The following is a 23423-nucleotide window of genomic DNA, read 5'->3' on the forward strand; positions in this document are numbered from 1 at the left end:
TTCCCGTAGCTTGACAGGTCCCGTACGCAATGCAGCGTGCGGGACCTTTTTGCGCACCCAGCTCACCTACGTCACAGATAACGTACGTCTATTGCGACGTACGTTATCGGTGACGTAGAGTTGGCCCATGCGCCCCCTCTTCCCCAACCCTGGCGGTGTAGTCGATCCCGATGACCTCGTCGGTCGTGACGCGGAACTACTCAAGATCAAAGAGGCAATCTCCAGGAGCGGCGGCGCGTACGTCACCGGTGAGCGCCGGATGGGCAAGACTTCGATCCTCAAGAAGCTCCATTCAGAACTGGAACAGGCGGGTCGGGTCGTCATCCGGCTCAGCGCAGAGACCGATCGGATCGACACCTTCACCGAACGACTATTGCAAGAACTCCGCACCCACCGCCTTATCTCACGTGGCATTGCGAAGTGGGAGAAAGAGGTCAGCGGCGAGTTCGCACTCAAGTTTCTCGGCAGTGGGCTCAAACTGTCAGGCAAGGCAAAGAAGGGGCACGACCAGCCAGTCGAGCTCGACCTCATGCAGCTACTCTCCGCCACCTCAGGCCCCAGGGGAGCGGTATTGATCATCGACGAGATCACTGTGCTGTGCAATGCCCTCGGACCCGAAAACGCAACCGCCTTCCTCGGCGACCTTCGCGCCCACAGGCAGGGTGAACGACCGCTTGCCGTCGTCATCTCCGGCTCCATCGGGCTACACCACGCGCTTCCCGACACCCGCGTGATCAACGACCTCTGGCAAGTAAACGTCGGGGCGCTCAGGAGTGAAGAGGCGTCCGAACTCGTCAACCGACTGGTACTCGGGGTCGGCGTCGAGTGGACACACGCGCTGGAGACCGAGATCCTCCAGGCAACGAGCGGCATCCCCTACTACGTCCAAGCTGTCGTACAACAGCTTGCCGACGACCCTGATCGCACCGTGAATGACATCGTCGACTATTGCATCAATGAAAATCTCTGGAACACCGAGCATTACGATTCACGACTTGATGACTACTTCGGTCGCGACGATGCCCGGCTCGCCCGAGCCGTGCTCGACGAATTAGCGATGAACGACGCACTGGATGTCGACTCTCTGACTGCGCCCCTGAGTGCGGTACTCGGCGCTGCCCCTGATCGCGATGATCTCTTGCGAGTGCTCCGCCTGCTCGAGAAGGACCACTACCTGACGCGCGAGTCGATGACCGATCGCATGTCCTCCCAATTACTACAACGCATTTGGCGGACGCACCGGAGGCTGGGATGACTCGATCGCGCCCGCGGCCCTTCACACCGGCACAAGAAGACCCAGCCGTCCTCGACCAACGGACCGTCGGTCGAGATCGCCTTCTGGACACGTTGACGCAACGCCTCAAAACAGCTGCGACCACGCGCTCACGCCCCCACACACTTCTCGTCGGGCCACGCGGTTCGGGAAAATCGCACCTGCTACGAGTGGCATTGCACCGCATGGCACAGGATTCAGAGACCGCCGCTCGATTACTCGTTGCCGAGATAGCCGAGGATGCCACGGGCATCACACGATACGACGACCTGTTGTACGAAATCGGTGTGGCCATCGGCCTACGGCCGGAGCGAAGGAGCAACACCACTGACCTCGAAGGACAGATACTCGACGCAACCGCCGATCGCACGCTCGTGTTGGTGATCGAGAACCTCGACCGCGTGTTCGCGTCGATTTCGACTGCGGGTCAACGCAATCTACGTTCGTGGGTCGAAACATCGGGCCAGATACTGCTTTTCGCGGCAACGCCGTCCCTCTTCGCGGGAGTGCAGGACCGCACGGAGCCGTGGTTTGGCGGGCTCATCACCACTCCACTCGACGGTCTCTCCACAGAGGCCGGGCGCAAGCTGCTCACACGCCTCGCAGTGGACGGGGGCGACACCGCACTCGCAACGTTCCTCGATTCGGACGTGGGCGAAGCTCGCGTCAACGCCGTCGGAGCACTCACCGGCGGTTCTCCGCGCATCTGGATGGTCTTATCGGAATGTCTCACTGTCGACTCCCTTGACCAACTGATCCCTGCAGTCGAGGACCTGGTCGAAGGGCTCGTGCCCTACTACCAGCAGTTGCTCTGGGACCTTGCGCCGAACCAGCAGGCGATCGTGCGCCAACTTGCGGAAGGGGCGGCTGCTGCGCAGAGCGCGAAAGAAATCGCCGACGCAACAGGACTCACCCAGCAGACAGTCAGCAAGGCACTGGAATTGCTCCGGAGCGGTCGATGGGTGTCAGCAGAAAAGGTGCCTGGCGGCGACCAACGCAAGACCTGGTACTCCCTTCGAGAGCCGATGCTGAGGCACCATTTCCAGTGGCGTAGCGGTCGCGGCGAACCTCTGGCGCTCGTCGTCGAGCTACTGCGCGAGTGGTATCAACCCGGAGCACTCCGAACGCAGCTGGCGGGCGCTGCACCCAATTCGCCCGCCGAGCGATACCTGTTGCAATCGCTCAAACCTCAAGTACCGACGTTCGACTTCGGCTACAACGCTCTTAGCCTCGTAGATCTTCTCACCGAAGCTCGGCGGTGGATTGATGGCGAGGACGAGATGTACACCGCCGATTGCGGACGTTACGTCGAACTCTGCGTCCTGATGTATCGCGGCGACGACCTGTTGCCCGCCGAGCACGTCGGTTCTCGGCCGCCGCTGGCAGCCACTGACAGTGCCGTGGCGCACTGCCTCGACTCCGCCGACAGGGAGTCGCTGGTCGGCCTCTTGGCTGCCGCATCCGAAGCGACCACAGGGCCAACCAAAGCCGGGCTGCTGCTGGTTGCGGGAGGCTGGCTACAGAATGTCGATCCTGGTGCAGCCGTTGAGTTGCTGCAGTCCGCATTGGCGGAGACAGGGGGACACGCGCCGCTTGACTTCGCGATCCGTCTCGAGATTGCCGGATGCAGCGGACGCGCATCGGCTCGGCGCGGGCTTGACGAATTGACGTCGATGCTGGACGAAGTCGTGGAAGTGCTGGGAGAAGCCCACCTCATCACCCTCACCACCCGCGGCTTGATCGCCTACTACACCGGCGAAACCGGCCACCCCGACACCGCACTCACCCTCTACCACCAACTCCTCGACGACCACACCCGCATCCTCGGACCCAACCACCCCGACACCCTCACCCTCCGACAGTCAGTCATTGCGATTCTGGTCGACTCCGACGAGCCCGAGCATGCGCTGGACATTGCACTGCGGGAGCCCCCGATCATGCCGGCGCACCTGCTTATCGCGCTGATGCGCCTGCCGTCGGCGCCGAAAGGACTCGACATCCTCTGGCACGCTGGGCATGGCGACGAAGAAGCATACGTGAGGCTTCCAGAAGAGCTGAAAGATGTTGCAGCACAGCTCAAAACCATCGTCGCCGAAGCCGCCTCGGTCACGCCTCCCGCAGGTACTGCAACTGCGCCTTGACCGACATACGGGCGGCAGGCCAGAGCTTCTTGTCGACGTCGGCGTAGACCTTGCGAACCACCTTCATGGGCTTCGCATTCTTCGCCGAGACACCCATGTCGTCGAGCGCGGCCACTATCTGGTCGAGCCGATCCTCACGGTGCTTCTTGTAATACCGCGCCACGGGACCGAGATCGGGATGGTCGGGGCCGTGCGCGGGCAGTAGCGTCGCGCCCTCACCCTCGACGATCAACCGGTTCAACGAGTTCAGGTAGTCACGCAGCGTGCCGTCGCTGGGATCCAGCACGGTGGTGCCACTTCCGAGGATCGTGTCACCGGTGAGAACCGCGCGCTGGTCCTCCCACTCGACGAGAAAGCTCACCGAATCGCCGGTGTGCCCCGGCGTGTGCAGCACCGTGATCTTCAGCCCGGCGACCTCGATGACCTCGCGGTCGGCGAGAGGTGCTGCGCCACGCGAGTGTTCGGCAAGCCGCGCCCGCGTCGGCCCGCCGGTGTGCTTGTGCAGCGCCTTGATCGCGCCGGTGTGGTCCCCGTGCCGATGCGTGATCAGCGTCAACGCGATTCCGGGTTGCTCGGCGATGCGCTTGACATGCTTCTTGTGCTTACGCGGGCCTGGGTCGACGACGACGCACTCGGCACTACCCGGAGCACGCAGCACCCAGGTGTTGGTGCCGTCGAGTTCCATCATTCCGGGGTTGTCGCACAACAGAACCGACGCAAACGGCGTCACCTCGCGCAGCACCCCGTACGCGGGATGCTGCGCGGCAGAGGCGTCGGACGCCGTGGGAGTTTCGGATTCAGCGGCATCGGATGCAGCGGCGGCAGGGGCGTCACGATCGCCTGGACTCGTCATGCACACAGCGTAATGCGGCTCACACCGCCCGAATCCGACCGCCCTCCCCCGGCGCACTCACGCTGCACACCAACCCGTACCGACTACTGGCCGGAACCGTTCTGACTCTGCTCGGCGGCGGGCCCCACCTGCAGCTGGTCCTGCAGGCTGCGCAGCAGACCGGCGCCCTGGGTGATCACGCCGGTCATGATCTCGTTGACCCCCTCGGCGCCGTTGTACACGGTCAGATTGGCCGAACCGAGCCCCTTGGCGACCTCGGCGACGAGGTCGGGCAACTGCTCGATCAACTGCTGGTCGAGCGCGATCCGGTTGTTCTTCGCCGCCGCCTCCGACGAGATCTCGACGGCCTTCGCCTCGGCCTCGGCGAGGATCTGGGTGCGTCGGGCCTCGGCTTCGGCAGGCTTCACGACCTCCGAGATCAGTTGCTGCTCACGGAGATCGGCCTGCGCCTGCGCCAACACCGACTGCTCGCGGATGATCTCCTGATTCACGCGCGCCTCTGCCAACGGACCCGCCTGCGCCGCCTCGGCATTGGCCTTGTCGGTCTCCGACTTGATCTGCGCGCGCTTGATCGACGTCTCACGCTCGTAGTCGGCCTGGTTGCGCAGTGATTCCTGCTGCGCCTTGGCGGCCTCCTGGTCGGCGCGGGCACGCTCGACGGCGGCCTCACGCTGAACCTTGGCGATGTTCGGTGCAGCAAGGGCGTTGATGTACCCCGAATCCATGTCGTCGATCGACTGGATCTGGAAGGAGTCGACGACCAGCCCGATCGACCCCATCTCACGCTTCGACGCCTCGAGCACCTGACGGGCGAGCGTGTCACGCTCACGGATGATCTGCTCGACGGTCATCGAGCCGACGATCGAACGCAAGTGACCTGAAAAGACTTGTCCGGTGAGCTGATTCATCTCGGCCTCCTGCTCGGAGATGAAACGCTGCCCGGCGTTCACGATGGACACGACGTCGCCGCCGACTTTGTGTGCGATCACCGCGCGCACATTCAACTGGATGCCCTGCGTCGTCACACACACCTCGCGTATCGACGCCTCGTGTAACGCCATAGACAAGTAGCGCACCTTGCGGAAGAAGGGCATCACCCATTTGCCGTGTCCGACAACGACAACGAACGGCGCGCCTTCGTCACCGGACTTCTTGCCCGAGATCAACATCGCCTCGTCCGGTTCGGGAACGTGGTAGCCGAGCATGAACACTCCTCTGCGTTGGGTCGGGTACAGCATGCCGTAACCGACGCGACAACCATCCACCGCGTCGTTCCTTTGTCCGACGGCCCCGCACACTGCAGCCCGGGATCACATTGCGGCCCGGCATACGGCAGCGCCTGAAGTACGGCGATACCTCTACACACCATCGGGCGGGGCGATCCACCGTTCGACGTCGACGACGCGCCCGGGCAGCACGCCGATCACGAGGATGTTCTCGCCCTCGTCGATGGCCTCGCGCGCCTGCGCGAGGTACCGCTCGGTACCTCCGGCGATGCGCAACTCGACCTCACCGAGCGAGTCGCCACCTCCGATACCGAGCGTCACGATTCCGATCGCACCGACCATGGCTTCACCCCCGACTTCGATCCGGTGTGCCGACCATATCGAAGCCGAGCTTCGCGACCATCACGACGACCACCACGAGCAGCACCCACCGCACGAACGAGCTCCCTCGCCCCAGCGCCATATGCGACCCGAGTTGGGCGCCTGCGATGTTCCCGACGGCCAGTGCCAGTCCGAGGAGCCACATCACATGGCCCTGCGCCGCGAACACCGCGAGCGCGCCAAGGTTGGTTCCGGTGTTGATGACCTTGGCCATCGCCGAGCTCTCGAGAAAGCTCGTGCCGACGAGCGCTGTGAGCGTGATGATCAGGAACGTGCCGGTACCGGGACCGAGCACGCCGTCGTAAAACGCGATGACAACACCGCAGATCACCAGCCCGAGAATGATGGACCGGCGTGACTTCCCGGTCACGTCGTGGGAGCCGAAACGCGGGTTGAGAGCGACGAACAGACCGACCGCGACCAACAGCACCAGCACAATCGGGGTGAACACGTCGGCGGGCAGCAGACCCGCGACGAGCGCACCCAGAGCCGAGAAGACGACCGCACAGGCGAAGACCGGGGCGAGGCGTCGACCATCCATCGGTACCCGACGCGAGTAGCGCCATGCGGCAGACGACGTCCCGAAGATCGCCATCAGCTTGTTGGTGCCCAGCGCCGTCGCAGGAACCAGACCGGGGTTGGTGATCAGTAGCGCCGGAATCATGATCAGGCCGCCACCGCCGACGACGGCGTCGACCCAACCCGCGGCGACGGCCGCGACGAGGAGGACTACGACGTCGATACTCACCGGGTGGTGGGTATCACGACTCGGGCGTGACCTCGACGATCAGCTCGACCTCGACCGGCGAGGCCAGCGGGAGTTCTGCGACACCGACGGCGGAGCGCGCGTGGACACCGGCTTCTCCGAAGATGTCGGCGAGCAGATCCGACGCCCCGTTGAGTACCTGCGGCTGACCGCAGAAACCCGGTCCCGAGGCGACGAATCCGGTCACTTTCACGATGCGGGTGATCGAGTCGAGTCCGACGAGCGCGTCGATCGCCGACAACGCGTTCAACGTGCATTGTCTGGCGGCGCTGGTCGCCTGGTCGGGCGTGACCGTGCCATCGGCACCCTCGTGGACCTTGCCGCGGAACTCGAGTTTGCCCGACACGAAGGGCAACTGCCCCGACGTGTAGACCAGGTCACCGATGCGCACGGCCGGGACGTAGTTGGCCACCGGCTTGGCGGCGGGAGGCAGGACGATGCCGATCTGCGGAAGTCGCTCACTCCAGCTCATGAATCGCTCCTCAGCCCTTCGGACGCTTGAGATATGCCACGTGCTGTTCGCCGGTCGGGCCGGGCAGCACGCTGACCAGTTCCCATCCGTCGGCACCCCAGGTGTCGAGGATCTGTTTCGTGGCGTGCGTCAGCAGCGGCACCGTCGCGTACTCCCAGGCGGTCACTTCAGTCATGGACCCACCCTAACCCGAGAGACCCAGCATCTAAGGTGAACCTGTGGCCGACAAAACAGCCGACGGGCAGACACTGCCAGGCACCGCCGACGAAGCGGAGAACACCTGGCCCGACAGCGCTTCGCGGGCCCGCCTGCACTTCGTCTCCGGCAAGGGCGGAACGGGTAAGACAACCGTCGCCGCAGCACTGGCGTTGGCGCTGGCCGCCGACGGTAAACGGGTGCTGCTCGTCGAGTGCGAGGGTCGTCAGGGAATTGCGCAGCTCTTCGACATCCCGCCCCTCCCGCCGAACGACACCCGCATCGCCACCGCCGAAGGGGGCGGCGAGGTGTGGGCGCTCGCCATCGACATCGAACACGCCCTGCTCGAATACCTCGACATGTTCTACAACCTGGGGTTCGCAGGGCGCGCGATGAAGCGCATCGGCGCAATCGATTTCGTCACGACGGTCGCGCCCGGCCTCCGGGACGTGCTGCTCACCGGCAAGATCAAAGAGCGCATCATCCATACCGACAAGGCGGGCAACCGCGTGTACGACGCCGTCGTCGTCGACGCCCCGCCGACCGGCCGGATCGGCAACTTCCTCGACGTCACCACCGCGATGGCCGATCTGGCGAAAACCGGACCGATCCGCAATCAGAGCGAGGGCGTCGCCCGGCTGCTGCACTCGGACGAGACCGTCGTCCACCTGGTGACGCTCCTCGAGGCGATGCCGATCCAGGAGACCGTCGAGGCCGTCGACGACCTGCGGTCCAAGAACGTCAACGTCGGCACCCTCATCATCAACAAGGTCAGCCCCGTCTACCTGCCCGCCGACCAGATCGACGCGATCGCCGAGGGAGTCATCGACGCGCCGAGGATCGCCTCGAGTCTCGCCGACGCACAGATGCCGGTCTCCGACACCGACCTCGCGGGTCTGCTCACCGAGAGCATCGAGCACGCGACGCGCCTACAGGCCCAGCAGATCGCCAAGGCCCAGCTCGACGAGGTCGAGGTGCCGACACTCGAGCTACCACTGCTCGACGAGGGCATCGACCTCGGCTCGCTTTATGAATTGGCCAACCTGCTGCAGAAAGCCGGTGCGTGATGCCGCTCGACCTCAAGATGGGCTCGGTCCTCACCGATCCGGAGACCCGCGTCGTAATCTGTTGTGGCGCAGGCGGTGTCGGCAAGACGACGACTGCTGCCGCGATGGCCGTCTACGCCGCGGAGCACGGCCGCAACGTCGCGGTTCTCACCATCGACCCCGCTCGACGGCTCGCACAGTCGCTCGGCATGACCGAGCTGACCAACGACCCTCAGCCGGTCAGCGTCTCACCGCTCACCGCCGACGGCTCCGGTTCACTCGACGCCATGATGCTCGACATGCGGCGCACCTTCGACGACATGGTGCTCGAACATTCGACGCCCGAGCGCGCGGCGGCGATCATGGAGAACTCCTTCTATCAGACGGTCGCGTCGTCGTTCTCCGGCACGCAGGAGTACATGGCGATGGAGAAGCTCGGCAAGCTGCTCGAGCAGGACCGCTGGGACCTCATCGTCGTCGACACCCCGCCGTCGCGGAATGCACTCGACTTCCTCGACGCCCCGCAACGCCTCGGGTCGTTCTTGTCGGGGCGCCTGATGAAGGTGCTCGTCGGCGGCGGGCGCGGCGTCGGGCGCATGGTCACCGGCGCGATGAGCCTCGCGATGCGTGGTGTGTCGACGATCATCGGCGGCGACATGCTGCGCGACGTCGCGACATTCGTACAATCGCTGGATTCGATGTTCGGCGGCTTCCAGGAGCGCGCACTGCGCACCTATGAGCTGCTCAAGCAACCCGGCACCCGGTTTGCGGTGGTTGCGGCGGCCGAGCCCGACGCCCTGCGCGAGGCCGCGTTCTTCGTCGACCGACTCAGCGAGGAGTCGATGCCGTTGGCGGGCTTGATCCTCAACCGCACACATCCCAACCTGACGAGCATCTCCGAAGAGGCCGCCCACGTCGCACTGGAGAGAGTTTCCGACGACCTCACCGAAGGCGTGCTGAGACTGCACGCCGCGCGCGCGGCAGCCGGCAAACGCGAACTGCATCTCCTGCAACGGTTTACCGCGTCGCACCCGACAGTTCCGATCGTCGGCGTTCCGTCGCTGCCGTTCGAGGTCGCCGACCTCGACGCCCTGCACGCCGTCGCGGAAGAGATCACCGGCAGGGGCTGAGTATCTGATGGCGCAACGTCGGCGGGCACGCACGCAGCCGACCCCGACGCTCCGCGGATTCGAAGGGTCCTACGTCGACGTCGCGGGCCATCGCGAATGGCACGAGGTCGCGGGGAGCGGACCGCCCGTCGTCCTGCTGCACGGCGGGTACGGCGGGGCTACGTCGTGGGCGCTCACCGCGCCGGTGTTGGTCGAGGCCGGATTCCGCGTGCACGTCCCCGAACGTCGGGGGCACGCGCGGACGCCCGACGTCGACGGCCCGATCACATATCAGGCGATGGCCGACGACACGATCGCGTATCTCGAGAATCACGTCGAGGGTCCGGCACATCTCGTCGGCTGGAGCGACGGTGCCGCTGTGGCCGTGCTGGCCGCGCGCGAGCGCGCCGAGAAGATCACGCGCATGGTGTTGATCGGCCAGTACTACAACGACGACGGCAAGGTTGCCGACAGCGCGTTGACCGAACTGCTCGATTCCGGGAGTGCGATGGCGGGCCTGCGGTCGCAATACGCGGCACTGTCGCCCGATGGCGCCGACCATTTCACGACGTTCGACGCAAAGATGAAGCACCTGTTCGCCACTGAACCGCAGATAGATCTGGATTCGTTGGCGCCGATCACGACTCCGACGATGGTTCTGCAGGGCGATCACGACGAGGTCACCCTCGAGCACAGTTCGGCGGTCGTGGCCGCGCTCCCGCACGCGCGTCTGGCGGTACTGCCGGGCAGTCACATGGTGCCGGCGGAGCAACCCGACGCACTCAACGCGTTGCTGATCTCGTTCTTGCGCAACGGGTTTCCCCGTTCACCCTGGGGTTGAACCCGGGGCGGGATCAACCGACGGCGAAATCAACCGACAGATACCTCACGGCGTCGACGCTGAGCCGCGAAGAACTCTGCCCACGAGGTCACCTCGGGATGCTGACGCAACAACGCACGACGCTGACGTTCGGTCATGCCACCCCACACACCGAATTCGACGCGGTTGTCGAGGGCGTCGGCTCCACATTCGAGTTGCACCGGGCAGTGACGGCAGATGACTGCGGCCTTACGTTGAGCCGCTCCACGAACGAAGAGCTCGTCGGGGTCCTCACCGCGGCAGCGTGCCCGTGCCACCCACGTCAGTCGAGTTTCGTTGGTCGATACCGCCGATGTCGCCATGAGCCGACCCCTGTCTTTTGTCGTTGCGCGCTGTGCGCGACCCGTGCCCGGCACAACGACCCTGCGTCGTTGCCGGCGAATGCTCGCCTCCAACACCACGTCACCGATTTCTGAGGTGGTCGAACGATTCAGAGATGCTCGTGCCACTTCTCGTCACTGTTGTTATGTGAGTCACATTCTGCACTCAATCTAAGGATCTGTGCATGTGACCGCAACCCCTGAGCCGGAGAAAAATGGCACAACCGTGCAAACTCGCAGGGAAACCGACAAAAGCGTCCCGACAAACCCCCGTCGGATCGGCGCCGAGCGTCGATTCATGCAGACGGAGCGTTCGATCTGAGACCATCGGGCACCTCACCGGCGGGCCAAACGGTTGTCTCAGAAATCACACGTATCCTGTCCGAGTGCCGAAGTCGAAGAAGCTGTGGTCGCTCGCAGGGGCATGCGTGCTGGCCGGCGTGCTCGTAGCCGGATTGCTCTATCCCGTGGCCAGCGGCGTGGGTATCGCGTCGAATCGCGCGGCGTCGGCAGTGGAGAACGTCTCGTCGGAGTTGCTCAGCGGAACACTGCCCGAGGTCACCACGATGACCGACGCGGCGGGGACACCCATCGCACGACTCTTCGATCAGTACAGGTACCAGGTCGGATACAACGACATCTCCCCCGACATGATCCGCGCGATCATCTCGATCGAGGACAGACGCTTCCTCGAGCACGACGGCGTCGACTGGAAGGGCACGATCCGCGCCTTCCTCAAGAACTCGTCGTCGGGCGAGGTCCAGCAGGGCGCGTCGACGCTCGATCAGCAGTACATCAAGAACTACCAACTCCTCGTGCTGGCCCGCACCGAGGCCGACCGCCAGGCCGCCATCGAGACGACCCCCGCCCGCAAGCTGCGTGAGGTGCGCATGGCGCTCACGATGGAGCAGTCGCTGCGCGACGAGGCAAAACGAAAGGGACTCGACGACGCCGCGGCCAAGCAGGAGGCGAAGAAGCAGATCGTCACCCGCTACCTCAATGTCGTGCCCTTCGGCAATAACGCCTACGGCATCGAGGCCGCGGCACAGACATACTTCGGCAAGAGCGCCAAGGATCTGACCGTAGGCGAATCGGCGCTGCTCGCGGGCATGGTGCAGTCGAGTTCCGCGCTCAACCCCTACAGCAATCCCGAAGCGGCGACCGTCCGACGCAACACCGTCCTCGACACGATGATCGCCAACTTCCCCGACCGACGCGTCGAGCTCGAAGCTGCCAAGAAGGCCCCACTCGGAGTCCTTCCCCAGCCGCGGACGCCGGTGCAGGGCTGCATCGGCGCCGACAACAACGGCTTCTTCTGCGACTACGCACTGCAGTTCCTGGCCGAGAACGGCATGTCGCGATCGTCTGTGACCCGCGGCGGCTACATCATCCAGACCACTCTCGAGCCCGAGGTGCAGCGCAACAGCGTGCGGTCCGCACAGGCCAATGTCAGCCCCGACGCCGACGGTGTCGCCGCGGTCATGAGCGTGATCCGGCCGGGCACCAAGTCGCACGACGTTCTGTCGATGGCATCGAGCCGCAACTACGGACTCAATGCCAACGCAATGCAGACCGTGCAGCCACAGCCCTTCTCGCTGGTCGGCGACGGCGCGGGCTCGGTCTTCAAGATCTTCACCGTCGCCGCGGGCCTCGAGAAGGGGTTGCCGGGAAACTCCAACATCCCCGTTCCCGGCAGCATCGCGGTTGAGGGCATGGGCGACAGCGGCGGTGCCTTCGGCTGCCCGGTCAACTATTACTGCGTCAAGAACGACGGTAAGTATCCGGCGTCGATGTCGATCACGCAGGCGCTCGCGCAGTCGCCCAACACGGCGTTCGTGAAGTTGTTGCAGCAGGTCGGCGTGAAGCCCGCGGTCGATATGGCCGTTCGCCTCGGCATGCGTTCATACACGGTGCCCGGCTCGTCGGGTTTCGGCGACAAGAGCATCGCGCAGTACGTCAAGGACGGCAATCTCGGTTCGTTCACCCTCGGCCCCTGGCCGGTCAACGCCATCGAGCTCTCGAACGTGGCCGCGACGCTCGGCTCCGGCGGCATGTGGTGTCCGCCGAACCCGGTCAAGTCGATCAGCAAGATCAAGCGTGACCAGTACGGCAACCCGGTCCTCGACCCCGACGGCAAGCCCGCGACCACTCCGGTCGCGTTCAATCCGCCCGCATGCGAGCGGGTCGTCGAACCCGGTATGGCCAACACGATGGCCAATCTGATGAGCCAGGACGACAGGGGCGGCGGCACGTCCGCGGGCGCAGCAGGCGCAGCGGGCTGGAACCTTCCGGTATCGGGCAAGACCGGTACGACGGAAGCGCACCGCTCGGCGGCGTTCGTCGGATTCACCAACCAGATGGCCGCGGCCACCTACGTGTACTCCGACGGCCCCAACCCGTCGGGTGTGTGTTCCGGACCCGCACGACTGTGCGGCGAGGGCGACATCTACGGCGGCATGGAACCCGCTCGGACGTGGTATTCAGCGCTCACCCCGATCGCGACGAAGTTCGGTCCTGTCAGCCTCCCGCCCGCCGACCCGCGCTACATGAACGGCAACAACAGCGGTCGAATACCGCAGGTCACGGGACTGCCTGCCAGCGACGCGACGTCGCGTCTGCAAGAAGCGGGCTTCAAGGTCAACCAGCTCGAGGTCGACAGCAGCAGGCAGCAGGGCACAGTGGTGTTCACAGCGCCGTCCGACTCTGCGATGCCGGGCAGCACCGTCACGATCTACGTCAGCAACGGCAGAAAGAACGACAGCGGCGACAGCCCGGGCCCGACTCAGACCACAGTCCAGGTGCCCGGCGTCGGCCCGGTGGTGATCCAGCTCCCCGGCTGACACCGAACGGTGAGTTGATCCCGGCTGACGCCGACCGGTGAGCTCATCCGGCTGACGCCGACCGGTGAGCCCGCTGGCGTGAGCTCATCGAAGCGTGCCGTTGAGGTGGTTGGCCTACCATGGTGGCGCGTATCCTGGGTGAATGTCTGATGTCCACACGGATGCCGCATCACGCGTGCGGGCCGCACTCTCGTCTATCGCGTCCTCTTCTGTCGCGTCGTCGTCTATCGGTTCGTTGTCTCCGTCTGGGTTTGTCCGCGAACAATTGTCGTCGCATCGCACCGCGCGTGCCCTCGGCGCGGCGGCGGGCCTCGCCGCGGGCGGGCTCTTCTATTCGACAGTGATCGAGCGCAACGCCTTCACGTTGCGGCACGCCACCATGTCGGTCCTCGAACCGGGCGCCGCGCCACTGCGCGTCCTGCACATCAGCGATCTCCACATGATGCCGAACCAACGTCTCAAGCAGGCGTGGGTATCTGAACTCGAGTCGTTCGAACCCGACCTCGTCGTCAACACCGGCGACAACCTCGCCCACCCCGGCGCGGTACCTGCCGTGATTCAGTCGCTCGGCGGATTGCTCTCGCGCCCAGGGCTTTTCGTGTTCGGTTCCAACGACTACTTCGGGCCGAGCCCCAAGAACCCGCTCAAGTACTTCAAAACCGATCACGAGCGCACCCACGGCACCCCGCTGCCCTGGCAGGATCTGCGTGCGGCGTTCATCGAGCGTGGCTGGCTCGACGCGACGCACTCCGTGCGTGAGCTCGAGGTGTCCGGTGTCCGCGTCGTCGCATCGGGCGTCGACGACCCGCACATCGAGCGCGACCGCTACGACACGATCGCAGGCCGGCCCAACCCGCTCGCGCATCTGCGCCTGGGATTGACGCACTCGCCCGAGCCACGCGTCCTCGACCGCTTCGCTGACGACGGCTACGACCTCGTGATGGCGGGCCACACGCACGGCGGACAGCTCTGCCTGCCCGGCATCGGGGCCATCGTCACCAACTGCCACCTCGACCGTTCCCGCGTCAAGGGACCGTCGAATTGGGGTACGTCGATGAAGTTGCACGTCAGTGCCGGACTCGGCACCTCGCCGTGGGCGCCTGCCCGGTTCTGCTGCCGCCCGGAGGCCAGCCTGCTGACCCTCACTCCGGTCTCGCACGGCGACGCCGAGTTCGACGAAGACCACTCGCTGCCGCAGCTGGCCTCCGAGACGAGCTGACAGCTCGATAAGGACTGACGGCTCGATACCAACAGAAACACGGGAACAGAAGCACGGGATAGCCCCCAGAAACGAGGAGGCCCTGACCTGGATCACTCCGGGTCAGGGCCTGCTACTACTTCTCAACCACAAGAAGCTTTGTCGGATCCGGTTCAACCAGATCCGTTGTCGGGGTGGCGGGATTCGAACCCACGACCTCTTCGTCCCGAACGAAGCGCGCTACCAAGCTGCGCCACACCCCGTGTGCAACCTGCGATAGCTTACCCCCGCGACCGCCCAGCTACTAAATCGCCTGGTCAGAGTGCCGATTGCAGCCAGCGCGAACAGGCGGCCGCGCAGCGCGAATCCAGACGCAGACAACGAGAAGCACGCAGCACAATCCGACCACCCATGGTCACCCAAGGACTCAGAACAACGCATTCTGAGACAAGGTTTGGCATCACTACCACACAAAAAGGACACATCTGTCCCTGTGGTCACTAGTGTCCACACCAGAACAATCACCTCTCGACCAGCGCGACCGATTCATCAGAATCGACAATGCGAAAGGTACGGGCACATGAGTAGTGAGTTCGAGAAGTATGAGGCGAAACAAGGCACCGCATTCGGAATCACCGTCGTGGCCGCTGCACTTCTGTTCGTGGCGGGCATCGTCGGAGTATTCGCGGGAATCTCCGCGATCGCAGGCGATAATCTCTATGTCGCCACTCCCGACTACATCTACAAATTCAATCTCACCACGTGGGGCTGGATTCATCTGATCATCGGCATCATCGCGATCATCGTCGCGGGCGGCCTGGCGGTCGGCTCCGGATGGGCGCGAGTCTCGGCGATCATCATCGCGTCCCTCTCGATCATCGCGCAGTTCCTCTGGCTGCCCTACAACCCGTGGTGGGCGATTCTGATCATCGTCCTCGACATCGTTGTCATCTGGGCCGTGTCCACCTGGGAACCCGACGTCGTCTGACGCTGATCCTCTGACCTACCAATTCACCAGATAGCGGGCGAGCCCTGGGACAAGGACTCGCCCGCTTTCAGTCATTCCCGTTTTCAGTCATTCCCGTTTTCAGTCATTTGGCGCGGCGCCGACCCGCAAAAGCCCAGGTCGGCGTCGACGGTCGGCGAGAAAATGACTGAAAACGGGAGTGCGCGGACCGGGCCGACGGCTTCTTGCGTGTGACAGAACCTGCTTCTCGCGTGACAGACCCGGCTTCTTGCGAGACAAATGCGGTCGCGAACCCATCCGCCGTGTCGTCGGTGTCGAATCCTGCAACGTTCCCAGAACCCCAGAACACCACCCGACCCCAGGAGTCGTCCGATGCACACGCAGCGTCCCGTCCGGATTCTCGTCGTACTCGCCACAGCACTGCTCGCCGCCATGACATCGCTGCTGTCGATGCCCGCACCCGCTCGCGCCGACACCACGCTCCAGCCGGTCAAGAATCTCGACGTCGAGCGCTACCTCGGTACCTGGTGGCAGCAGGCAACCATCCCGGCGTTCTACGGAGTTCGCTGCGCCAAGGACACCAACGCCACATACACACTGATCAATCCGACGACGGTCGGCGTCGACAACAAATGCACCAGCTTCACCGGGCAACCCGACGGCATCAAGGGAAAAGCGACAGTCGTCGACCCGAAGAAGAGCAATGCCGCGCTGGCGGTTTCCTTTCCGGGAATCCCGAACACGATCAACACCGGCTCGTTACCCAATTACGTGATCGCGTGGGTCGCGGATGGCAAGAATCCGAAGGGCCCGTATGAGTACGCCATTGTCGGCGACCCGTACCGGCTGTCGGGTTTCGTGCTGAGCCGACAAAAGGTCGTGAGCAACGAGCAGCTGCACATGCTGCGGCTCAAGACGGAGTCGTTGGGCTTCAACTCGTGCACCTTCCTGATCTCCCCCATCACGGGTGGCCGCTCGGACTACTCGCCGCTCTGCACCGTGTGATCGACCGGCTCGGCGGTGAACTCGGCTCGAGTTCACTGCCGGGCCGATTACCCTGAACGCGTGGACACCGCGCCAAGCCCCACCGCGCTCATCGCCGCCGCGTACCCCATCGCCGACGACCTCCTCTTTCCCGACGCCGCAGAGGTCGACCGCACCGGCGAGGTCCCCGCCACCCACTGGACGGCACTCGCCGACGCCGGGCTGTACGGCATCGCAGCACCGCAAGCAGTAGGCGGGCCGGGGCTCGAGCTCACCCAGGTCATCGAGATCATCGAGGTCCTCACCAGTGGCTGTCTCTCCACGGCCTTCACCTGGCTACAGCATCACGGTGTCGTCATCTCGCTGGCAGGCACCACCAACGACGCCCTGCGGGACGAACTCCTCGACGACGCCGTGTCCGGCCGCGCCCGCGCAGGCGTCGCCTACGCGGGCGCCGTTCCGACACCCCCACGGATGAGTGCGTCGCGGACCGACGGCGGCTGGGTCTTCTCGGGATACGCGCCGTTCGTCAGCGGGTGGGGCCACATCGACCTGCTGCAGATCTCGGCGCGCGACGTCGACTCCGACGACATCGCCGCAATCGTTCCCACACACCCGATGTCGGCAGCCATCACGGTCTCGCCGATGCGACTCACCGCGGGCAACGCATCGCACACCGTCAGCCTGCGCGTGGATTCGCTCCCTGTTCCCGACGCCCTTGTGGTCAGCAGGGTCGCGCTCGACGACTTCTTCGCCACCCAGAACATCGGCATCCGACTCAACGGCGCGCTGCCGTTCGGCATCCTCCGCCGCTGCACAGCGCTGCTCGACCGTGGCGGCGCAACCGCGCAGGCGCGACGACTCCGCGAGCGCGGCAGCGAGATCCGCACCCGTCTCGACACCTCACTCGCCGACGCCGACGCACTGCTCGCCGCGCGCGCCGACGGGGCACAGCTGGCCGTCGACGCCGCCGCGGCGCTGGTGGCGGCAGACGGCGGCCGCGCGCTGGTCGTCGGAAGCGACGCCGACCGCCTCTCCCGCGAGGCGACGTTCACCCTCGTCGCCGCGAGTCGCCCCGAATTGAAAGGCTTACTGCTGCAACGCTTCAGCGGAGAGAACGAGTAATAGTCGACTACTCGGGCCGCACGTAGTCGCGCAGGAACAATGCCTCGGCGATGGCGAGATTCTCGATCTCCGACGGGTCGACGCTCTCGTTGGGCGCGTGGATCAGACACGACGGCTCTTCGACGCCGAGCAGCATGATCTCGGCGTCGGGAAAGGTCTGCTGCAGCACGGTACACAGCGGAATCGATCCACCTTGCCCCTGCATCACCACGTCGCGCCCGTAGGCGGAACTCATCGCGTCGACCAACGCGTCGAAAGCAGGCCCCTCGGTCGATCCGGAGAACGGCGCCCCGACGGCCTCGCGCTCGATCGACATCTTCACATGCCAGGGCGCGACCTCTTCGAGATGCGCGATCAGCGCGTCCTGAGCGACCTTCGCGTCCATGCCGGGCGGCACCCGCAGGTTGATGCGTGCACGTGCACGCGGGGTCACCGCAGCCGACGACCCGACGACCGGCGAACAGTCGATACCGAGCACCGTTGCGGCCGGGCGAGCCCACACCATGTCCGAAATACGGCCGGAGCCAACGACATCCACGCCGTCGAGCACAGTGGCGTCGCGCCGGAAGTTCTCCGCGGGGTAGTCGATGCCGTCGAATTCCTGTGTGGCATCCAGCCCGCGAACAGTGGTGTTGCCGTGCTCGTCACGCAGGCTCGCGAGCATCGAGATCAACGCCGCCAATGCGTCGGGAGCCGCACCACCGAACATGCCCGAATGCATTGCGGATTCCAGTGTTTCGACGCTCACGACCACATTGGCGACACCACGAAGACTCGTCGTCAAGGTCGGTTGTCCCACAGTACAGTTGCCGGAGTCGCAGATGAGAATGGCGTCGGCGTCGAGCAATTCGGGATGTTTCGGCACAAAGTCCTCGATGCCTCCCGAGCCCTGCTCTTCCGACCCTTCGCCGATGATCTTGATGTTCACTCCCGCCTCGCCCGCGAGAGCGCGCAGCGCGGTGAGGTGGACGGCGATGTTGCCCTTGCAATCTGCTGCACCGCGCCCGTACCAGCGGCCGTCGCGTTCGGTGAGTTCCCATGCGGGAGACTTCCACGCGTCGGGATCCATCGGCGGTTGCACGTCGTGGTGAAAGTAGAGCAGCACGGTCGGGGCGCCTGCCGGACCCGGGATGTGCCCGGTCACGGCCGTGCTTCCGTCGGCGGTCACATGCGCTTCGACGTCGCGCACCCCGACCTCGGTGAACGTCGCGATCAGCCACTCGACCATCGCGTCGCAGTCGGGCGGCGGCTCGCCCGCGGGATCGTAGACGGATTTGAAGGCAACCATCTCGGCGAGGTCGCTGCGGGCCTGCGGCATCAGCTCGTGGACTCGAGCACGAATGGGGTCGACAGCCGTGGAATCGGTCATGCTTCGAGTAACTCACATCGCGGGGACCCTGTCACGTCGACGGCGCCGTGCCGCGGTCGGCTTGTGGTCGCGCCCTGGTCACCGCGGCGCGATACTCGTTGGGAGTCATCTTGAACTCGTCACGAAAATGCTTGCGCAGCAATGCTGCTGACGTGAAGCCCGATTTCGCGGCAACGACGTCGAGCGCCGACGAATCGTGTTGGTCGAGCAGTTCACGGACGTAGGCGACCCGTCGTGCCACGATGAGCTCTGCAGGCGACTGTTCCGAATCGACGAAATGTCGGTAGAGCTGTCGCCGACCGATCCCCAGTAGTTCGGCCATCACGTCTGCGGTGAACTCCGGATCGGCGAAGTGCCGCTCGGTTGCCTCCCGTGCGGCAGCGATGACCAGTCGTGTGTTGTCGACGCGGTGAGCGCCGACGTAGCCGATGGTGCTACGAATCAAGCTGATCGCGGCGAGCTCGTCCTCTTCGGACACGGGCCGATTGCGCACCGCGGCGTCGACGGCAAACGCTCGCACAAATCCCGCCGTCGCCAGACCCAACGTCGTCTCCTCGATCGTCGGCAACATGCCGCTGCGCGCGGACGTGAGGCCGTCGTCGATCTTGTGAGCCGGGATCATCAGCATCGCCGATTCGCACACAGCGTCGAACTCGCCCACGAACGGGCTGGCCGTCGTGATCAGTGCCAGTTGGTTCGAGAGGTAGCGTTTCGTCCTCCCGAACTGGCGAAGGCGCAGTGTTCCCGCCAGGCGATGTACCGCGGCAATCACCAGCGGCGGCCCCTCCTGCGCCGCTACGTCGTCAGCTGTACGTTCCGTGTGCCGTGGCGTCGACAATGCGCAGAGCGCGTGCACTACCGACAACGGCCGGTAGAACACCGACGCGACGAACGAGGCCGGCTCCGAGGCGGTGACCCTTCCGAACCCGGCCGAATAGGCCGCGATTCCCGACTCCCCGCGCATCAGCATCGAGCTATCAGGGCGCGCGGCCTTCAGTTCATGTTTCCACGCCTCGACCGCCCTGTCGTCGAGTCGCGTCGACGTAGCCTCAGCCACTCACGCCACCATCGTCGCGAATGAGGCCCGCGATGTCGTCGTTCGCCTGCAGACGACGTCGGAACTCCTGCGGCGTGACGCCGTATCGGGACCGAAACCTGTTGCGCAGCGCGTTGGCCGACGGAAAGCCGGAGAATTGCGCAAGGCGGGCGATGCTGATGTCGGCCTCGCCGCTCAACAGCTCTCGCGCACACTCGAGTCGACGTTCGACGATCATCTCCGCGGGAGATTGTCCCGACGGCGTGAGGTACCGGTAGAGCTGACGCCTGCTCAGATACAGCCGGCGCGCAAGTACATCAACGTCGAAATCGGAATCCCAATAGTTCCGATCGGTCACCTTCGCGCTGCGACCTGCGCGAATAGCGCGTTGTCGGGTGCGAAGCATGCATCCACGTCGCCGCGTAACGAACGCAGGTCGGATTGTCGGATGGCGGTTCGAATCAGATCGACCACGCTCATCTCGGTGTCGGAGTCGATGTGCTTTCCGCGCACGGCGGCTTCCTGTACAAAGGTGACCAAAAACGCCGCAATTGCCGAACCAAGCGTCGACCCCATGACGATAGGAGCAAGCGATTGCTGCCCCGTCTGGAAACCATCTCCCAACAGCTCTGTGGGTACCCAGATCCCTACCGAATCCGAGATGCTGAAGGTTTCCACTTCGAACGGGGAGCGATTGTCGACCATCAGCAGACGATCCGACTGCCTGAAGGAATACGTGTGGGAGCCGTGGCGGATCTGCCCGGATACCGGAAGCTGCTGCGTCGCCACCAGCACGTAGTCCGAGCGGTGACGTTCGATCAATTCGGCGGTGCGTGCCGTCGTACATGGCGTGCGGAGCAGCGCGAATACCGAGGTCACACCCAACGTGCGCCAGAAGATGTGCTGTTGCAATTCCGAGCCGTGCAGCGGCTCCACCGACATAGCCGAGATGAAGTCCGACGCTCCGCTGTCGGCCGAGCAGGCAGGTCGCGGTAGGTTCTTCCCGTCGATCTCGGAGGCGCCGATACGCTGATGCCAGGCGGCAATGAGCTGCGGAGTGAGGCGGTATCTCGCCGCCCCGCGCACATGGCCCGCGTCAGCCTTCTTCGTGCCGGCTGCTTTCCGCGAGCCTTCGAAGATCGTGCTTTCGGACATTGTCACCTAGCTCGAAATCAGTGTCGTGGATCGGAATCCCCGGAGGATCGACCCGATTCTCCCAAACACCGTGCACTTCCGCTCGCGCAATCACGCTTTCACTGAATTGTCGGGGCGCGATTCCGAACTCTGACTTGAACCGATTCCGTAATGTACTGACCGACGCGTACCCCGATCGATGCGCCACTTCTTCCAGAAGCATCGGGTGATCGCCACTGAGCAGCTCGCGGGCGCACCTCAGCCTGCGTTCGTTGATCAACCTCGACGGTGTCGTCCCCGTGTCGTCGAAATGTCGGTAGAGCTGACGTCGACTCATGAACAAATCCTGCGCGATGGAGTCCGGGGAGAAGTCCGGATCGGCATACCGCTCCTCGATCATCTCGCGCGCGCGTTGACGGACGACTGCCGCGCTCGACGACAGGTGTCGCCCGACCTGCCCACTGTGTTGGGTAACGGTGGCGCGCAGGAGTTCGATGACGATACGTTCAGCCTCTGCGTCCACTGGCCGGTTCGCGGTCGCGGCGTCGGCGACGAAGCGTTGGACGAACGCCGCAACCGTGCGAGGGAGAAGGCTGGCCGAGTCACCAGGCAGCACCGCGTCCACAACGCCGAGAGTCTCCTCGCGCACCAGCAGGATCGTCGGGTCCGTGACACTTGTCGTCCACAGGGTGAAGGGCGTGTCAGCCGGGTTCACCGCCATCTGCCCCGGCCGCAGCGCGCCTATCTGGTCGCCGACTCTGACGTGAGTACAGGCGCGCAGACCGTTGACGACGACGACAACCTCGCCCGAGGTTCCACGACCCGCTTCCACACCGCGCGTGAGTCGGTACGGGGTGGCCAGTTGCGCGTACACGCGCAGCATCGACAGTGTCCGCTGATAGCTGAGCGCCTCGAAACCACTCGGGTCCGCTGCGGTCGCAATCGCCCAATCCGAGAACTGCGCCAATCCGTTTCGCCCCGACAGCGTCCGCGGCGCACGCCCGGTGAGCCCGACTCCGAGGCCCCGCTTCCACCGCACGACGACATCCTGGGACAGCGACTGCGCGACGTCCCCGGATCGCATGCCGTTCATCGCCTCACCAGCCATCGCTGACTTCTCTCGCATACTCGAGGGGCGTGATTCCGTACCGCGCCGTGAAACGATTCCGAAGAGTGGCCACGGACGAGAAGCCCGAGGCGTGCGCGATTCCACTGAGACCATAGGAACCGCCGCGCGCGATCAGTTCCCGCGCCCGGTCGAGCCGACGTTGCGCGATCATCTCCGCGGGGGATTCGTCGAATTCGGCGAGGCGCCGGTAGAGCTGACGTCGACTGAGGTGAAGCAGACCCGCGAGCGACTCGGCGTCGAAATCCGGGTTCCGATAGTTGCGATCGATCGCATCGGTCACCCGCCCGCGCAACACGGCTGGGCTGTCGACGGTGTGCGCTTCCCGCGACCTGTGTGGATTGAGGGTGGACCGAAGGAGGTCGATCGCCGCCATCTCGGCGTCGAGGTCGACGTCGGCGCCTCGCACCGCGACGTCGTAGGCAAAATTGCGCAGGAAGACCGCCGTGGCCCGACTCAGCGGCGAATCCTCCATCACGGGATCGGCCTCGGCGAGGTCAGCGTCGTTGACCATGTCGGCGGGCACCCAGACGCTCGCGTACTCGGCGGTCGTCGTGTTGGTGATCGAGAAGGTCTCCGACATCGACAGCGCGGCAAGTGGATTGGAGTAGGTGAATGAGTATTGGCGATCCCTGGAGGTCACAAAACCATCCGTAATGGAGTCGGTTGTACCGAACAGAACGAAGTCAGAGTTGTACTCCGAAATGCACTGCGTTGTCCTGTGCATCGTCGACGGTGTGCGGAGCAGCACGTAGGTGAGGACGAAAGACAGTGGACGCCAGAAGAGGTACTCGTCAAAATCGTCCTCTCCGCCAAGCGGTTCCAGCGCAAACGTCGGCATGTAGTTCTCCGCGTCGCGCGCCCCGCTTCGGTGCAGATGCCGCGATGAGGCGCTGCCGAGTTGCGGCGACGTTCCCACCCGCCGGTACCAGTCGTGCACACGTCCCGTGTCGAATCGCTTCTCCTCGCGCTTACCCATGCG

Annotated in this window: 23 protein-coding genes and 1 tRNA gene; 10 read left to right on the forward strand and 14 right to left on the reverse strand. The window is 64.6% G+C overall.

The features are described 5' to 3' along the window. Window positions 1-127: 127 nt before the first annotated feature. Both A5766_RS02810 and A5766_RS02815 read left to right on the forward strand, forming a co-directional pair. Window positions 128-1255 (forward strand): AAA family ATPase, encoded by a 1128-nt coding sequence (locus tag A5766_RS02810; protein ID WP_064903319.1) that lies wholly within the window; start codon window positions 128-130, stop codon window positions 1253-1255. Continuing rightward, window positions 1252-3414, forward strand: coding sequence for an AAA family ATPase (locus A5766_RS02815; RefSeq protein ID WP_156527343.1), 2163 nt, complete (start codon window positions 1252-1254; stop codon window positions 3412-3414). Before A5766_RS02810 ends, A5766_RS02815 begins: the two co-directional genes overlap by 4 nt. Here the strand turns inward: A5766_RS02815 and A5766_RS02820 are convergent. The 6 genes from A5766_RS02820 to A5766_RS24235 all read right to left on the reverse strand — a co-directional run bounded on the left by A5766_RS02820 (window position 3380) and on the right by A5766_RS24235 (window position 7287). Then, window positions 3380-4267: an MBL fold metallo-hydrolase gene (locus A5766_RS02820; protein ID WP_231894526.1), complete on the reverse strand. Its 888-nt coding sequence runs from the start codon at window positions 4265-4267 to the stop codon at window positions 3380-3382. The two genes, A5766_RS02815 and A5766_RS02820, sit on opposite strands and share 35 nt — an antisense overlap. 83 nt (window positions 4268-4350) lie before the next feature. Continuing rightward, window positions 4351-5472: a flotillin family protein gene (locus tag A5766_RS02825; RefSeq protein WP_064861923.1), complete on the reverse strand. Its 1122-nt coding sequence runs from the start codon at window positions 5470-5472 to the stop codon at window positions 4351-4353. Window positions 5473-5625: 153 nt separating this feature from the next. Further along, window positions 5626-5835, reverse strand: coding sequence for a hypothetical protein (locus tag A5766_RS02830; protein WP_005208260.1), 210 nt, complete (start codon window positions 5833-5835; stop codon window positions 5626-5628). Between the two features lie 4 nt (window positions 5836-5839). Further along, complete coding sequence (locus A5766_RS02835) at window positions 5840-6616, reverse strand: sulfite exporter TauE/SafE family protein (protein ID WP_064903389.1); 777 nt, start codon at window positions 6614-6616, stop codon at window positions 5840-5842. Between the two features lie 19 nt (window positions 6617-6635). Further along, the gene (locus A5766_RS02840) at window positions 6636-7112 is read right to left on the reverse strand and encodes a RidA family protein (RefSeq protein WP_064903323.1); all 477 of its coding nucleotides are present in this window, start codon (window positions 7110-7112) and stop codon (window positions 6636-6638) included. A 10-nt stretch (window positions 7113-7122) separates the two neighbouring features. After that, window positions 7123-7287, reverse strand: coding sequence for a DUF4177 domain-containing protein (locus A5766_RS24235; RefSeq protein ID WP_005208255.1), 165 nt, complete (start codon window positions 7285-7287; stop codon window positions 7123-7125). 43 nt (window positions 7288-7330) lie between these two features. On the opposite strand from A5766_RS24235, the gene A5766_RS02845 reads away from it, so the two are divergent. From A5766_RS02845 to A5766_RS02855, 3 genes are read left to right on the forward strand one after another with little or no spacing between them, the layout of a single operon-like run. Next, window positions 7331-8374 carry an ArsA family ATPase gene (locus tag A5766_RS02845; RefSeq protein ID WP_064903324.1) on the forward strand — a complete coding sequence of 348 codons (1044 nt, stop codon included), beginning with the start codon at window positions 7331-7333 and terminating at the stop codon, window positions 8372-8374. Then, window positions 8374-9483, forward strand: a complete 1110-nt coding sequence (locus A5766_RS02850; RefSeq protein WP_005208253.1) for an ArsA family ATPase — start codon at window positions 8374-8376, stop codon at window positions 9481-9483. Before A5766_RS02845 ends, A5766_RS02850 begins: the two co-directional genes overlap by 1 nt. Window positions 9484-9490: 7 nt before the next feature. Next, window positions 9491-10303 carry an alpha/beta fold hydrolase gene (locus A5766_RS02855; protein WP_005208252.1) on the forward strand — a complete coding sequence of 271 codons (813 nt, stop codon included), beginning with the start codon at window positions 9491-9493 and terminating at the stop codon, window positions 10301-10303. Between the two features lie 29 nt (window positions 10304-10332). Here A5766_RS02855 and A5766_RS02860 read toward each other — a convergent pair whose 3' ends face one another. Continuing rightward, window positions 10333-10644 carry a WhiB family transcriptional regulator gene (locus A5766_RS02860; protein ID WP_005208251.1) on the reverse strand — a complete coding sequence of 104 codons (312 nt, stop codon included), beginning with the start codon at window positions 10642-10644 and terminating at the stop codon, window positions 10333-10335. Window positions 10645-11048: 404 nt separating this feature from the next. On the opposite strand from A5766_RS02860, the gene A5766_RS02865 reads away from it, so the two are divergent. Further along, window positions 11049-13502: a penicillin-binding protein gene (locus A5766_RS02865; RefSeq protein ID WP_005208250.1), complete on the forward strand. Its 2454-nt coding sequence runs from the start codon at window positions 11049-11051 to the stop codon at window positions 13500-13502. Between the two features lie 142 nt (window positions 13503-13644). Continuing rightward, window positions 13645-14721, forward strand: coding sequence for a metallophosphoesterase (locus tag A5766_RS02870; protein ID WP_005208249.1), 1077 nt, complete (start codon window positions 13645-13647; stop codon window positions 14719-14721). A gap of 168 nt (window positions 14722-14889) precedes the next feature. Here the strand turns inward: A5766_RS02870 and A5766_RS02875 are convergent. Beyond that, window positions 14890-14963, reverse strand: a tRNA-Pro gene (locus A5766_RS02875). Between the two features lie 317 nt (window positions 14964-15280). On the opposite strand from A5766_RS02875, the gene A5766_RS02880 reads away from it, so the two are divergent. The 3 genes from A5766_RS02880 to A5766_RS02890 all read left to right on the forward strand — a co-directional run bounded on the left by A5766_RS02880 (window position 15281) and on the right by A5766_RS02890 (window position 17776). Next, window positions 15281-15688, forward strand: coding sequence for a DUF7144 family membrane protein (locus A5766_RS02880; protein ID WP_005208248.1), 408 nt, complete (start codon window positions 15281-15283; stop codon window positions 15686-15688). A gap of 351 nt (window positions 15689-16039) precedes the next feature. After that, the gene (locus A5766_RS02885) at window positions 16040-16672 is read left to right on the forward strand and encodes a lipocalin family protein (RefSeq protein ID WP_064903326.1); all 633 of its coding nucleotides are present in this window, start codon (window positions 16040-16042) and stop codon (window positions 16670-16672) included. Window positions 16673-16732: 60 nt separating this feature from the next. Further along, window positions 16733-17776, forward strand: coding sequence for an acyl-CoA dehydrogenase family protein (locus A5766_RS02890; protein WP_064903329.1), 1044 nt, complete (start codon window positions 16733-16735; stop codon window positions 17774-17776). A 7-nt stretch (window positions 17777-17783) separates the two neighbouring features. Here A5766_RS02890 and A5766_RS02895 read toward each other — a convergent pair whose 3' ends face one another. The 6 genes from A5766_RS02895 to A5766_RS02920 are packed head-to-tail and all read right to left on the reverse strand — an operon-like array spanning window position 17784 to window position 23420. Continuing rightward, the gene (locus tag A5766_RS02895; protein ID WP_005208238.1) at window positions 17784-19145 is read right to left on the reverse strand and encodes a dipeptidase; all 1362 of its coding nucleotides are present in this window, start codon (window positions 19143-19145) and stop codon (window positions 17784-17786) included. 31 nt (window positions 19146-19176) lie between these two features. Then, window positions 19177-20202: an AraC family transcriptional regulator gene (locus A5766_RS02900; RefSeq protein WP_064903331.1), complete on the reverse strand. Its 1026-nt coding sequence runs from the start codon at window positions 20200-20202 to the stop codon at window positions 19177-19179. Beyond that, window positions 20195-20539 carry a helix-turn-helix domain-containing protein gene (locus A5766_RS24595; RefSeq protein WP_064903333.1) on the reverse strand — a complete coding sequence of 115 codons (345 nt, stop codon included), beginning with the start codon at window positions 20537-20539 and terminating at the stop codon, window positions 20195-20197. The genes A5766_RS02900 and A5766_RS24595 overlap by 8 nt, the downstream gene beginning before the upstream one ends. Next, window positions 20536-21336: a hypothetical protein gene (locus A5766_RS24600; RefSeq protein WP_064903334.1), complete on the reverse strand. Its 801-nt coding sequence runs from the start codon at window positions 21334-21336 to the stop codon at window positions 20536-20538. The genes A5766_RS24595 and A5766_RS24600 overlap by 4 nt, the downstream gene beginning before the upstream one ends. Beyond that, window positions 21278-22441 carry a helix-turn-helix domain-containing protein gene (locus A5766_RS02915; protein ID WP_082965426.1) on the reverse strand — a complete coding sequence of 388 codons (1164 nt, stop codon included), beginning with the start codon at window positions 22439-22441 and terminating at the stop codon, window positions 21278-21280. The genes A5766_RS24600 and A5766_RS02915 overlap by 59 nt, the downstream gene beginning before the upstream one ends. Continuing rightward, window positions 22413-23420 carry a helix-turn-helix domain-containing protein gene (locus A5766_RS02920; RefSeq protein WP_064903340.1) on the reverse strand — a complete coding sequence of 336 codons (1008 nt, stop codon included), beginning with the start codon at window positions 23418-23420 and terminating at the stop codon, window positions 22413-22415. Before A5766_RS02920 ends, A5766_RS02915 begins: the two co-directional genes overlap by 29 nt. Window positions 23421-23423 lie beyond the last annotated feature (3 nt).

This window comes from Gordonia sp. 852002-51296_SCH5728562-b (assembly GCF_001665475.1).
Lineage (GTDB): Bacteria > Actinomycetota > Actinomycetes > Mycobacteriales > Mycobacteriaceae > Gordonia > Gordonia sputi.

Bases quoted from the DNA above. Each gene is read 5' to 3' on its own strand.
- A5766_RS02810 (WP_064903319.1), top strand. From the start codon at position 128: ATGCGCCCCCTCTTCCCCAACCCTGGCGGTGTAGTCGATCCCGATGAC.
- A5766_RS02815 (WP_156527343.1), top strand. From the start codon at position 1,252: ATGACTCGATCGCGCCCGCGGCCCTTCACACCGGCACAAGAAGACCCA.
- A5766_RS02820 (WP_231894526.1), bottom strand. From the start codon at position 4,267: ATGACGAGTCCAGGCGATCGTGACGCCCCTGCCGCCGCTGCATCCGAT.
- A5766_RS02825 (WP_064861923.1), bottom strand. From the start codon at position 5,472: ATGCTCGGCTACCACGTTCCCGAACCGGACGAGGCGATGTTGATCTCG.
- A5766_RS02830 (WP_005208260.1), bottom strand. From the start codon at position 5,835: ATGGTCGGTGCGATCGGAATCGTGACGCTCGGTATCGGAGGTGGCGAC.
- A5766_RS02840 (WP_064903323.1), bottom strand. From the start codon at position 7,112: ATGAGCTGGAGTGAGCGACTTCCGCAGATCGGCATCGTCCTGCCTCCC.
- A5766_RS24235 (WP_005208255.1), bottom strand. From the start codon at position 7,287: ATGACTGAAGTGACCGCCTGGGAGTACGCGACGGTGCCGCTGCTGACG.
- A5766_RS02850 (WP_005208253.1), top strand. From the start codon at position 8,374: ATGCCGCTCGACCTCAAGATGGGCTCGGTCCTCACCGATCCGGAGACC.
- A5766_RS02855 (WP_005208252.1), top strand. From the start codon at position 9,491: ATGGCGCAACGTCGGCGGGCACGCACGCAGCCGACCCCGACGCTCCGC.
- A5766_RS02860 (WP_005208251.1), bottom strand. From the start codon at position 10,644: ATGGCGACATCGGCGGTATCGACCAACGAAACTCGACTGACGTGGGTG.
- A5766_RS02870 (WP_005208249.1), top strand. From the start codon at position 13,645: ATGTCTGATGTCCACACGGATGCCGCATCACGCGTGCGGGCCGCACTC.
- A5766_RS02880 (WP_005208248.1), top strand. From the start codon at position 15,281: ATGAGTAGTGAGTTCGAGAAGTATGAGGCGAAACAAGGCACCGCATTC.
- A5766_RS02885 (WP_064903326.1), top strand. From the start codon at position 16,040: ATGCACACGCAGCGTCCCGTCCGGATTCTCGTCGTACTCGCCACAGCA.
- A5766_RS02895 (WP_005208238.1), bottom strand. From the start codon at position 19,145: ATGACCGATTCCACGGCTGTCGACCCCATTCGTGCTCGAGTCCACGAG.
- A5766_RS24600 (WP_064903334.1), bottom strand. From the start codon at position 21,336: ATGTCCGAAAGCACGATCTTCGAAGGCTCGCGGAAAGCAGCCGGCACG.
- A5766_RS02915 (WP_082965426.1), bottom strand. From the start codon at position 22,441: ATGCGAGAGAAGTCAGCGATGGCTGGTGAGGCGATGAACGGCATGCGA.
- A5766_RS02920 (WP_064903340.1), bottom strand. From the start codon at position 23,420: ATGGGTAAGCGCGAGGAGAAGCGATTCGACACGGGACGTGTGCACGAC.